The organism is Modestobacter sp. KNN46-3 (assembly GCF_011039295.1).
Genome location: NZ_JAAKGN010000057.1, coordinates 15791 through 27807 on the forward strand (window position 1 = coordinate 15791; position 12017 = coordinate 27807).

At 77.3% G+C, this 12017-nt stretch carries 10 protein-coding genes; 3 read left to right on the top strand and 7 right to left on the bottom strand.

The genetic code is table 11. From position 1 onward, the window contains the following. Positions 1-3: 3 nt before the first annotated feature. From G5C62_RS13615 to G5C62_RS13640, 6 genes are all read right to left on the bottom strand, one after another. Positions 4-1212 (bottom strand): glycosyltransferase, encoded by a 1209-nt coding sequence (locus G5C62_RS13615; RefSeq protein ID WP_036336840.1) that lies wholly within the window; start codon positions 1210-1212, stop codon positions 4-6. Beyond that, positions 1209-2174: a glycosyltransferase gene (locus tag G5C62_RS13620; RefSeq protein ID WP_164701404.1), complete on the bottom strand. Its 966-nt coding sequence runs from the start codon at positions 2172-2174 to the stop codon at positions 1209-1211. Before G5C62_RS13620 ends, G5C62_RS13615 begins: the two co-directional genes overlap by 4 nt. Continuing rightward, positions 2171-3172, bottom strand: coding sequence for a glycosyltransferase family 9 protein (locus tag G5C62_RS13625; RefSeq protein WP_164701405.1), 1002 nt, complete (start codon positions 3170-3172; stop codon positions 2171-2173). The genes G5C62_RS13620 and G5C62_RS13625 overlap by 4 nt, the downstream gene beginning before the upstream one ends. Next, complete coding sequence (locus G5C62_RS13630; protein ID WP_164701406.1) at positions 3169-4668, bottom strand: HAD-IIIA family hydrolase; 1500 nt, start codon at positions 4666-4668, stop codon at positions 3169-3171. Before G5C62_RS13630 ends, G5C62_RS13625 begins: the two co-directional genes overlap by 4 nt. A 215-nt stretch (positions 4669-4883) precedes the next feature. Further along, on the bottom strand, positions 4884-5399 hold the full coding sequence (locus tag G5C62_RS13635) for a MarR family winged helix-turn-helix transcriptional regulator (RefSeq protein ID WP_164701407.1): 516 nt from the start codon (positions 5397-5399) through the stop codon (positions 4884-4886). 59 nt (positions 5400-5458) lie between these two features. Next, positions 5459-6652, bottom strand: a complete 1194-nt coding sequence (locus tag G5C62_RS13640) for a hypothetical protein (RefSeq protein ID WP_164701408.1) — start codon at positions 6650-6652, stop codon at positions 5459-5461. Between the two features lie 244 nt (positions 6653-6896). On the opposite strand from G5C62_RS13640, the gene G5C62_RS13645 reads away from it, so the two are divergent. Beyond that, positions 6897-8207, top strand: coding sequence for an alpha-hydroxy-acid oxidizing protein (locus tag G5C62_RS13645; RefSeq protein ID WP_164701409.1), 1311 nt, complete (start codon positions 6897-6899; stop codon positions 8205-8207). 34 nt (positions 8208-8241) lie between these two features. On the opposite strand, the gene G5C62_RS13650 is transcribed toward G5C62_RS13645, so the two are convergent. After that, positions 8242-8883: a class I SAM-dependent methyltransferase gene (locus G5C62_RS13650; RefSeq protein WP_164701410.1), complete on the bottom strand. Its 642-nt coding sequence runs from the start codon at positions 8881-8883 to the stop codon at positions 8242-8244. Positions 8884-8993: 110 nt separating this feature from the next. Here G5C62_RS13650 and G5C62_RS13655 point away from each other — a divergent pair, with 110 nt between their 5' ends. Both G5C62_RS13655 and G5C62_RS13660 read left to right on the top strand, forming a co-directional pair. Further along, the gene (locus G5C62_RS13655) at positions 8994-10445 is read left to right on the top strand and encodes an NAD(P)/FAD-dependent oxidoreductase (RefSeq protein ID WP_206330627.1); all 1452 of its coding nucleotides are present in this window, start codon (positions 8994-8996) and stop codon (positions 10443-10445) included. Then, entirely contained in the window at positions 10442-11353 is a 912-nt protein-coding gene (locus G5C62_RS13660; RefSeq protein WP_164701411.1) for a universal stress protein, read from the top strand. Before G5C62_RS13655 ends, G5C62_RS13660 begins: the two co-directional genes overlap by 4 nt. Positions 11354-12017 lie beyond the last annotated feature (664 nt).

Consider the following 12017-nt stretch of genomic DNA (forward strand, 5'->3'; position numbering starts at 1 on the left):
GGTTCATCGGGCGGCCTCCACCGGGCGCCGGGCGGCGAGCACCTGGCGGTAGACGGCGTCGGTGTCGGCGACGACCCGGGACCAGCGGTAGCGGGTCCGGGCGCGGGTGACGCCGGCGGCGCCGTAGGCGGTCCGCCGCTCGTCGTCGGCGAGCAGGGCGGCCAGCGCCTGCCCGAGAGCCGCGGGGTCGCGGGGCGGGACCAGGTCACCGGTCACGCCGTCGGCGACGGTGTCGACCAGCCCGCCGACGGCGGTGGCCACGACCGGGCGGCCGCAGGCCATCGCCTCCAGCGGCGTGATCCCGAACGGCTCGTACCAGGGCACGGCCAGGACGACGTCGGCCGAGCGGATCCAGCCCGGGACGTCGGCCCGGGACACCGCGCCGGTGAAGACCAGCCGGTCGGCGACCCCCAGCTCCGCGGCGACGGCCCGCAGCCGGCAGACCTCGGGGTCGGTGTCCAGCTCGTCGGTCGGCGGGCCGCCCACGACGACCAGCTCGGCGTCGGGGACGGCGGCCAGCGCCCGGACGGCGTCCTCCTGGCCCTTCCGCTCGACCAGCCGGCCCAGCACCAGCAGCCGCGGGCGGCCGGAGTGCGGCGCGGCCGGCCCGTCCGGGGTGAACTCGTCGGTGTCCACGCCGCACGGCACGATCGACACCCGGTCACTGGGCAGCCCGAGCCGGCGCAGCTCGAACACCTCGTCGCTGCAGGTGGCGACCACGTGGTCGACGTCGCCGCACAGGTCGCGTTCCAGGTCGATCCGCTGCTCGGGCGAGGTGTCGGCGTCGCCCTGGTGCCGGCGCTTGACCGAGCCGAGGGCGTGGAAGGTCTGCAGCACCGGGATGCCGAGCCGGGAGGCGGCCTGCACCGAGGCCAGGCCGCTCATCCAGAAGTGCGCGTGCACGACGTCCGGCCGGGTCGCCGACCACTCGGCACGCAGCACGTCGGCGAAGGTGCCCATGTGCTGGAGCAGCTCGTCCTTGGGCACCACCCGGGCCGGCCCGGCGGCGACGTGCGCGACGTCGTAGCCGTCGGCCGTGGTCACCCGGTCCGGCAGCGCGGCGTCGTCCCGGCGGGTGTGCACCGTCACCCGGTGGCCGCGCTGGGCCAGGCCGGCGGCGAGCGCGGCCACGTGCACGTTCTGCCCACCGGCGTCGACGCCGCCGATGGCGGCCAGCGGTGAGGCGTGCTCGCTCACCAGGTCGATCCTCATCTCGTCACCTCCGTCAGGAGAGCGTCCCAGTCGGCGAGGAACCGACCCAGGCCGTATCGCTCCAGCGCCGCGGCGCGGGCCGCCTTGCCGGCCAGCCGGGCGGCGTCCGGCTCGGCGACGAAGTGCCGCACCGCCTCGGCCAGCCGCTCGGGCCGGGTGGAGAGCACCCCCGCCTCGGCCGGTACCGCCTCGACCGCCTCGGTGGTGGCCAGCCCGACGACCGGCATGCCCAGGTGCATCGCCTCCAGCAGCGACAGCCCCAGCGACGTCCAGCGCACCGGGTGCACGTAGACCCGGCGGCGGGCGAGCTCGTCGTGCATCGCGGCCTGCGGCGGGTCGTCGTACAGACCCACCCGGTCGGGGTCGAGCCCGTAGCGCTCGTGCAGCCCGGCCAGGCCCATCCCGAACACGTCCAGCGGCGCGGCCGCGGACAGCAGCGGCAGCAGGTCGCCACCGGTGTACCGGCCCCGGCGCACGGGTTCGTTGACCACCACGCCGGCCCGGGCCAGCTCGCCGGTGTAGCGCTCGCCCGGGTCGACGATGCCGTGCTCGATGACGGTCGTCGGCGCGCTGCCGTTGTCGTAGAAGAGCTGGTTGAAGAAGGTGACGTGGGCGATCGGGATCTCGCGCTGGTCGGCCAGCGGGTGCCGGGTGTTCGGCACCGCCCCGTCCGGGGCGTTGTGCTCCAGGAAGACGGCCGGGAGGTCGCGGCCGGGCTCCCGGCCGAGCCACTCACGGACCAGCTCGAGGTCGCGGGTGCGCTGCAGCACGACGACGTCGACGTCCTCGCCGCGGAGCTGCTCCGGGGTGACCTCGCGGGCCGACGCGGGCCACTCCCAGGTGCGGGCGCGGCCCAGGCCGTCGGGGCCGCGGTCCGGGGTCACCGGAAGGAGGTAGTCGTGGGTGCCCTGGACGAAGGACGTCGTCCAGGAGCCGTGCACGTGCCAGAGCAGGACCTTCATGATGCGACCACCTTGTCGACGGCGGCGACGACGTCGGCTGGGCTCACCGACGTCAGACAGGGATGACCGGGCACCGGGCACTCGCGGGCCCGGGTGTCGCGGCAGGGGGCGGACTGGTCGCCGAGCAGCACGGTGGGCACGCCGTAGGGCGCCCACCGCACGGCCGGCACGACCGGGGAGAAGAGGGAGACGACGGGCGTGCCGACGGCGGCGGCCAGGTGCGCCGGGCCGGTGTTGCCGACGACGACGGCGGCCGCACCGTCGAGCAGCGCGGCCATCTCGGCCAGCGTGGTGGCCCCGCCGAGGTCGGTGCCCAGGCGGCCGGCGACGGCCGCGGTCAGCGCCCGCTCCCCCGGCCCGCCGGTCACCAGCACCCGCCAGCCGGCGTCGGTGAGCGCCTCGACCGCCTCCGCGCAGCGCTCGGCCGGCCAGGCCCGCGCAGGCACCGAGGCACCGGGGTGCAGGACGACGTAGCCCGGTTCGTGCGCGTTCGCCGGGAGCGGACGGCGCACGGCGAGCAGCCCGTCGTCCCCGGCGGGCAGCTCGAAGCCGGCGGCGCGGGCCAGCGAGAGCGCCCGCTCCGGCTCGGGCAGGTCGTCCTCCACCCGGTGCCGGACGTCGAGCAGCGAGCCGGGGTAGTCGACGCTGATCGCCGAGATCCGCCGTACCCCGGCGGTGCGCAGCAGCAGCGCCAGGGGGAGCGGTGACTGGTGGAAGCTCGTGCTGACCACCGCCTCGTCGACGCCCAGCGCCCGCACCCGGTCGACGAGTGCGGCGAGGTCGTCGGCGTCCACCGGCTGCGGTGCGCCGTCGATCCACGGGCAGTGCCAGGTCAGCACGTCGTCGACGCCGGGCAGCAGCTCGGCGGCCGCCGTGCCCTGCGGGCTGGCCAGGAAGACGACCCGGTCGGCGGCGGCGGCCACGGCCCGCACCAGCGGGCCCTGCAGCAGCACGTCGCCGGCGTTGTCCAGCCGGGCGACGAGGACGGTGCGGGTCACCAGGCGCCTGCCAGCACGTCCTCGACCGCGTCGACCAGGGTGGGCGCCCGGTGTGCCGCGGCGGTGACCTCGGCGGGGCGGGTGACCATCGTCGGCACCAGGATCGCCGCGGCGCCGGCCGCGGTGGCGGCCCCGACGTCGGCACCGATGTCCCCGATGACGACGACGCGGGACGGGTCGACGTCGAGCTCGGCGCAGGCGGCCTTCACCATGCCGGGGGCCGGCTTGCGGCAGTCGCAGCCGTCCTCGGGGGCGTGCGGGCAGACCTGCACGGTGTCGAAGGGGCCCAGCAGCTCGGCGACGCGGGCGTTGACCGCGTCGGCCTGCGCCCGGGTGATCAGGCCGCGGCCCACCCCCGACTGGTTGGTCACCAGGCCGATCCGCACCCCGCGCGCGCGGAGGGAGTCCAGCGCCGCGCGGGCGCCGTCGACCGGCCGGACCTGCGCCGGGTCGCCGTTGTAGGGCACGTCGTGCACCAGCGTGCCGTCGCGGTCGAAGAGGACCAGGTCGGGCAGGCCACGCCACGGCGTCACGGTGCGGTGCTGCACGGCGCCGCGCAGGAAGTGCCAGCTGGCCAGCGGCGGGATGAGCGCGCTGGTGGCGAGCATGGTGGTGACCTCGGCGCGGTCCCGCGGACCGGGGGCGATCCGCGCCCAGGCGAACTCGGCGGTGCCGGCGGCCCAGCCCAGGGCCGCGAGCGCCGCGGCCCGCGGCCGGCCCGCGGCGGCCAGGCCGAACGCGGCCAGGCCGGCGCCCGTGACGGCGAGGTGCCGGGGACGGCGGCCGACGGCGGCGTCGGCGCGCTCGCGCCAGGTCGGCCCGTGCAGCCGCCGCATGAGGACGTCGTCGGCGTTGCCGGCCTGCACCCGGGCGGACACCCAGCGGTCGGCCGGCCGGACCGGGTGGGTGATCCACCGCTCGCCGCGGGTCAGCGTCGAGCCGGTGTCCATGACCCGCAGGGCGAGGTCGGAGTCCTCCCGGAAGGCCCGGGGGAAGCGCTCGTCGAAGCCGCCGACCGCAGCCAGGGCGGATCGGCGGTAGGCCAGGTCGGCGGTGATCCAGCTGCTCGTGGCCAGCCCCGCGGTGCCGCGCTCCCAGTCGGTGGGCCGGCGGTCGGCCGGCAGCGGCACCCGGACCCGGCCCTGGGTGCCGGCCGCGTCGGCGGGCAGGGCGGCGAGGTCCTCGGCGAGCCGGGCGTACCAGTCGGGGTCGGGGACGACGTCGTCGTCCAGGAAGGCGATCCACTCCGTGCGCGCGGTGCGCCAGCCCAGGTTGCGGGCCACCGCCGGCCCTCCGCCGCCGGTGCGCACCACCCGGACCGGGGGCAGCCCGGGGCGCTCCGGGCGGAGCGGCTCTCCGGTGGGCCGGTCGTCGACCAGCACGACCTCCGCCGGCCGTGGACCGGCGGCGTCGGCCAGGGCATCGAGGAGCACGTCCAGCGACGGCCGTCCGATCGTCGGCACGACGACCGTGCAGTTGCGCAAGACACCCGTCATGCCCCGATCGTGCCCGGAAGATCGTTCCCGAAACACTACGGGCTTTAAGTTTCTCCGCCGTTGGCCGTCCGCCACCCGATCGAGTGCCCCCGCCGGTCCCGCTCCAACCGCGCCGGCCGGGGCCGAGCCGGGTGCGCACGCGGCTCCGCCCTGCCCCGCACGGGTCGACCCGGACGCCGGCCGGGCGCGGCCCCGCGGTGTCGGCCCCGCCGGCGTCAGCGGGGGCGGCGGGTGGCGGAGGACACCCGGGCGAGCGCGTCGGTCACCACGGCGGCGTCGTCCCCGAGCATCGTGAGCAGGTGCGCCACCAGGTCGTCGTGGGTGGACATCGCCGCGCGGACCCGGTCCCGGCCGGTGTCGGTCAGCCGGGCGTGCAGCAGCCGCCGGTCGCCGTCCAGTCGCTCACGGGTGACCAGTCCGTCGTCGACGAGCCGGTTGACCGTGCTGGTGATCCCCGGCCGGGAGAGGCCGACCGCGTCGGCGAGGTCGCCCATGGAGGCGTGCTCCTGCGGGGACTCGGCCACCCGCCGCAGCACCTCGAAGCCGGTGAGCGACACCCCGTGCTGCCGGTGCAGCGCCGAGTCGACCCGTCGGGTGATCCGGTCGTGGACCTGGACGATGCGCAGCCAGGTCTCCGGTGCGCTCGGACCCGCGGCCGCCAGACCCCGCACGTCCCGGGGGACGCCTCGGGGTGGTGCGCCGTCGTGCAGCCGGTCCCTGGGCTGGTCCATCGGTGGGTCCACGTCTCCTTCGCAGTGCTGGTGCCGGTGTCGTCCGCCGTGCTGCTCGCTCAGCGTCGTCCCTCGGGGTGCCCGTTCCGCGACCGGCGCACGCCCACCAGCCCGAGTGAACCGGCTGCGGTGAGCAGGACCAGCCCGGCGGCGAGCACGGCCGGCGAACCGGTCCGCTCGGTCACCGGTGCGGCGCGGGCGGCGACCTGGAGGCCGATCTCGGCGGTCGCCGCGGACTCGCTGCCGACGAGCTCCAGCGTGGCCGCACCCAGCGCCGCACCGCGCGGGATCTGGACGACCGCCTCGACGCTGCCGTCGGCCGCCGCGGTGACGGTGCTGAGCAGCTCGGCGCCGCCGGCCATCCGGACGTCGACCGGTTCCCCCGGTCGGAAGCCGCTGGCCCGCACGGTCACCACCCCGCCCGGCGACACGGTGACCGCCGGGGTCGAGGCCGTGGAGTCGCTCGAGCTGGACGGCGCGCCGGCTCCGACGTCGGGCTCCGTGGGGGTGGTGGACGGCGCACCGGTCGCCGCGCCGCTGGGGCCGCTGGACCGCGGCCCGGACGTGCTCGACGGCGTGGCGGTGGCCGTCGTGGGGGACGGCCTGACGGGCGCAGGCGTCGCGCTGGACGGTTCAGGCGTCGGCGTCGGGCTCGACGGCACAGGGGTCGACGGGGGTGGCTCGACCGGCGGCGGGACGGCAGACGGCGCCGGGTCCGGCACGGGGGTCGACGGGTCCGGGGAGCCGGACGGATCCGGGGTCGGCTCGGGAGTCGGCGTCGGCTCTGGAGTCGGCGTCGGCTCCGCAGTCGGCGTGGGGGTCGGGGTCGGCCGGACCGCCTCGCAGTCCTCCTCGCTCGGCCGGGTGTAGGTCCGGAACTGCAGCGGCTGCTCCGGCGTGCCGTCCGGGTCCGCGACCGTCACCGACACGTCGACGGTGACGCCCCAGTCGACGTCCTCGCTGGTCAGCTCCACCTGTTCGCCGGGGGCGAGGTCGGCGACGTCCTGCTCCTCCACCCCGTCGAAGAGCAGGGCGACCCGGTGCGGCTCGGTGCCGTTGGTGACCTGGACGCGGACGACGCCGGGACCGCAGCTGGGACCGTGGGTGACCGTCCCGACCGGGCGCCGCGGGTCTTCGAGGGCGGCGGCGGGACCGGCGACGGCGGCCCCGGCGACCAGGACCGCACCGAGCGCGAGGCCGACGGTCAGTCGAGCGGGCAGCACCGGGCGGGCGGACGAGCACGTCAGCGGCACTGCGGTCCCCCGTTCTCCAGCGCTCGACGGACGACTGCTGAGCGGCGCACCGTCGTCCTGCCCAGGAACTCCCTCCACCATGCCCGGTGGCCTCGATCAGCGGGGAGTGCGCCACTCCCGTCACTTCCGTCCCACAGGCGTGTCGCAACTGGCGTGTCGCCCACGGCGGTCGAGCCGGGGGGACGGCCCCGACCCCCGCCGGGCAGGGAGCCGTGTGCGAGACCCAGGTCACTACGGTGATCCGATGACCTCAGCGGCAGGGACCGGACGGCGGCGGCAGGACGTGGTCTACCGGGCGGGGGTCTACGGCAGGCACCCCCGGGTGCCCACTGTGTACCGGGCCCTGGCCCGGGAGGCCGAGCGCCGGCTCGACGCCCGGGCCCACGGCTACGTCGCCGGCGGCGCCGGCGACGAGGCCACCCAGCGGGCCGACCGGACGGCGTTCGACCGCTGGTCCGTCGTCCCCCGGGTGCTGCGCGACGTCAGCCGCCGGGACACCTCGGTCGAGCTGTTCGGACGCCGGCTCCCGGCACCCGTGCTGCTCGGGCCGGTGGGTGCGCTGGAGCTGGTGCACCCCGAGGGCGACCTCGCCGTCGCCCGCGCCGCGGCGGCCGTCGGGGTGCCGATGGTCTTCTCCAACCAGGCGTCGGTGCCGATGGAGACGACCGCGGCGGCGATGGGCGACAGCCCGCGGTGGATGCAGCTGTACTGGTCCACCTCCGACGAGCTGGTGGAGAGCCTGCTGGGCCGCGCCGAGGCCAGCGGCTGTGACGCCGTCGTCGTCACCCTGGACACCACGATGCTCGGCTGGCGCCCCCGCGACCTGGACCTCGGGCACCTGCCGTTCGCGCTGGGCAAGGGCATCGCGCAGTACACCTCCGACCCGGTGTTCCGCCGGCTGGTCGAGGAACGGGTGGCGGCCACCGCCGCGCGGCCCACCGGTGCCGCGGCCGGCCCGGTCGACCGGCAGCCGCGGCCCAACCTCGCCGCGGTGCGGGCCCTGGTGGGGATGGCCCGCGCCTGGCCCGGCCCGCTGGTGGAGAACCTGCGCTCCCCGCTCCCCCGCGCCGCCGTCGAGACCTTCCTGTCCATCTACTCCCGCCCGTCGATCACCTGGGCCGACCTCGCCTGGCTGCGCGAGCGCACCCGGCTGCCGATCGTGCTCAAGGGCGTCCTGCACCCCGACGACGCCCGGCGGGCGGTCGACGAGGGCGTCGACGGGCTGGTGGTGAGCACCCACGGCGGGCGGCAGGTCGACCGGTCGATCGCCGCCCTGGACGCGCTGCCCGACGTGGTGGACGCCGTCGCCGACCGGGTGCCGGTGCTGTTCGACAGCGGGGTGCGCAGCGGCGCCGACGTGCTGGTGGCCGTCGCCCTGGGCGCGCGGGCGGTCCTGCTGGGCCGGCCCTACGCCTGGGGCCTGGGGGTGGCCGGCGAGGACGGCGTCCGTCAGGTGGTGGAGGACGTGCTCGGCGAGTTCGACCTCACCCTCGGGCTGACCGGCCACACCGCCGTCGACCAGCTCACCCGCGAGGCCCTCCGCCGCCGCCCCTGACCACCGAGATGGCCATTCCGGTGGTCAGGGCGGGTCAGGTGGGGAGGGTGCCGGCCCGGACCTGGACGTGCCCGCCGCGCAGGTCCGCCCGGTCGGCGTCGGTGCACTGCTGCTCGACGGCCTGCCAGGGCCGGGCGGCGGGGTCGGCGCCGCCGCTCCACATCGCCACGTCCGCCAGGGCGCGCAACGGCCGCGGCCCCCGCTGCGCCCGCTGCATGTCGACCACCGCGACCCGGGCACCGGGCCGGGCGAGGGCCACCGCGGCCCACCAGGCGGCCGGCCAGTCGTCCATCAGCGAGAGCGCGTAGGTGAACAGGACGGCGTCGGCACCGTCGTCCCCCAGCGCCTCGGCCAGCCGCTGGGACGGTGGCCGGGTCGCGTCGCCGGCCACCAGTTCCACCCCCGACCAGCCGAGCGAGGCGGCTCGCCGACCGGCCCGGGCGAGCATCGCCCGGCTGGCGTCCAGCCCGACGAAGCGCCCGTCGTCCCCGACCCGGTCGTGCACCGGCCGCAGGTCCAGGCCGGTGCCGCAGCCGACGACGAGCACCCGGTCGCCCCCGCTCAACCGCAGCCCGGACACGCCGGCCAGCCGGCCCGCCCGGTACACCGGCCACTCACCGGAGACCAGGTCGTAGACGGGCGCGATCAGCTCGTACTGCCGGGCACGGCCGACCATCCCTGCTCCCTCCGTCGCTGTGGTGCCGGTTCCCTCGATGCCGCGGTGCACACCCACGTCCCGCCGGGCAGACTGGCCCGCACCGCCCTCGACCACCGGAGACGCCCGTCGTGCCCGACCCCGACGTCACCCGCAAGCGGTGGGAGCTGCTGGTCGTGGGCGCCGGCACCGCCGGCCTGCTCGCCGCCCAGACCGCCGCCTCCCTGGGCGCACGGGTGCTGCTCGTCGACCGCGGCACCTGGGGCGGTGAGTGCCTGTGGACCGGGTGCGTGCCCTCCAAGGCGCTGATCGCGGCCGGCGAGGCCGCTGCGGCCGCACGCGCCGCCGCCGGGTTCGGGGTGCACGTGGACGGCGTCCGGGTCGACGGGGCGGCGGTGCTGGCCTCGGTCCGCGCTGCGGTCCGGGAGATCGAGCCGGTCGACTCGCCCGAGGCGCAGCGCGCCGCGGGCATCGCCGTGGCCGAGGGGCAGCTGGTCTTCACCGGCCCGTCCAGCGCCGTGCTGGACGGCCGCCGGGTCCGGTTCCGTCAGGCCGTCGTGGCCACCGGCTCCGCCCCGGCGCTGCCCGCCGTCCCCGGGCTCGCCGACTCCTCGCCGCTGACCACCGAGACGCTCTGGGACGAACCGGAGCTGCCGGAGCGGCTGGTCGTCCTCGGTGGCGGGACCACCGGCTGCGAGCTGGGCCAGGCGATGGCCCGGCTCGGGGTCCGGGTGGACCTCGTGGAGACCGCCGACCGGCTGCTGCCGGCCGAGGACCCGGCCGCGTCGGCGCTGGTCACCGCCGCGCTGCGCGCCGACGGCGTCACCGTGCACCTCTCGACGCAGGTCCAGCGGGTGTCCGGGGCGCCGGGCGACACCCGGGTGACGCTGGCCGACGGCGGCGAGCTCCGCTGCGACCGCCTGCTGGTCGCCACCGGGCGACGCGCCGCCGGCGACGGCCTCGGGCTGGACGCGGCCGGCGTGCAGCGGGACGACGACGGCTGGGTCGTCGTCGACGGGCACCTGCGCACCAGCAACCCGCGCATCTGGGCCGCCGGCGACGTCACCGGCCAACCGCAGTACACCCACCTGGCGGGTCTGCACGGCTCGACCGTCGCCGCCAACGCCGTGCTCGGGCTGCGGCGCCGGGTCGACCTGACCGCGCTGCCCCGGGTCACCTTCACCCAGCCCGAGGTCGCTGCCGTGGGCGCGCCGACCGGCACCGCCGAGCAGGCCGGCCTGCGGGCGCTGGAACAGGGACACCAGCACAGCGACCGGGCGATCACCGACCGGCGCACGGACGGGGTCACCCGCCTGGCCGTCGACGGCCGGCACCGGGTGCGCGGCGCGACGGTCGTCGGGCCGCGGGCCGGGGAGACCCTCGCCGAGCTGACCCTCGCCGTCACGCAGGGGCTCACCACCAGCGACCTGACCGCCTCGACCCACCCCTACCCGACCCATGCCGACCCGGTCTGGCAGGCGGCCATCAGCGACTACCGGGGCCGGTTGGCGGCGCCGGTCCCCCGGCGGGCGATCGCCGCGCTCCGCCACCTGCACCGCCTCCGCACGGCGCTGACCCGATGACCGTCCTGCTGGGCTGGGAGGCCGCCGAGCACAGCGGTGGGGACGACGGCGCCCTCCGGCTGGCCGCCGGGCTGGCCGTTGCGGAGGGCTCCCCGGTCGTCGTGACGACGGTCGTGCCGCTCGACCCGCCGCACGCGACCGCCTCCCGGCTCGACCACGAGTACCGGCAGTGGCGGGCCGCGCTGACCGCCACCCGCCACGCGGAGGCGCTGACCGCACTGCGGCGGGCCGGGGTCGAGGACGTCCGCACCGCCGTCGTCCCGGCGTCCTCGGTGCCCGCCGGCCTGGTCGAGTCGGCCCACCGGTACCGGGCGCGTGTGCTCGTGCTCGGCGCCGCGACCGAGGCGCCGGCGGGCCGGTTCGCGGCGGGCTCGGTCGCCGAACCGCTGCTGCACAGCTCGCCGGTGCCGCTGGCGCTGGCCCCGCGGGCGTGGTCGGCGCCGGCAGAGCCCACCCGGCTGACCTGCACCTGGGCGGACCCTGCCCGCTCCGCCGACGCGCTGTCCGCCACCCGCGCGCTCGCCGAGCGCTGGGGCGTGCCGGTCCGGCTGGCGGCCTTCGTGCCCGAGCGTGCCGCCCTGCTGCCCTCGGAGACCGGCCTGCCGCTGGAGCACGTGGTCAGCGAGGAGTGGGCCGGTCAGGTGCAGGGCTCGCTGGAGCACGCCGTGGCGGACTGGTCCGGCGCGTGGCCAGTCCCGGAGACCGTGCAGGGCCGCGGCGCCGGCTGGGCGGGGGCGGTGGCCGCCGTGCCGTGGATGCCCGGGGACGTCCTGGTGCTCGGGTCGTCCCGACTCGGACCGGAGGCGCGGGTCTTCCTCGGCTCGACGGCGACGAAGATCCTGCGGGCCGCCACCGTCCCGGTACTGGTGGTGCCGCGCGGCGAGGGCGGCTCGCCGCCACAGACTTGACGACGACTGTGGCCTGAGTCACAGTGAGCGCGGGCGGGGGAGCCGGCTACGAGTGGCTCTCCACTGCTGGAGAGACCGACCAACGCGGCCAGACCGTCAGGACCGGCCCCCCGCCCCTCAGCCCCCTCAACGACAGGCCGGCCGGCTCGCGTCCGGGTGCCGACTCGGGTCCTAGAGCGGGCTCACGGAGCCGGGACCGGCTCCGTTGCCGTGTCGGGAACGTGCCCCGGATCGGGTGCTGACCCCGACTCGGGAGCGGGTTCAAGGGGCCGCACCCGGCGCGAGTGCGGGCTCAGGGGGCCGGTGCGGGCGCAGGGTCCGGCTCGGGGGCGGGAGCCGGCTCGGGCTCCGGTTCAGGAGCGGGAGCGGGCTCGGGCTCCGGTTCAGGAGCGGGTTCCGGTTCAGGGGCAGGAGCCGGCTCGGGCTCCGGCGCAGGAGCAGGCTCCGGCTCCGGGACGGGCACCGGGGCAGGCCCCGGCTCCGGCGCGGGCCCAGGTCCCGGCTCGGGTGCCGGCTCCGGCGCAGGAGTCGGCTCCGGCACAGGGGTCGGCCGGTCGCGGCCTTCGCGCCGCCGGACCCGCAGTACCTGCGCAGTGAGCGGGCCACCGTGCCGGGTGGGTGCGTCGGCGCCTGGTCGGATTGGTGCTGTCTCTTATGAACATCT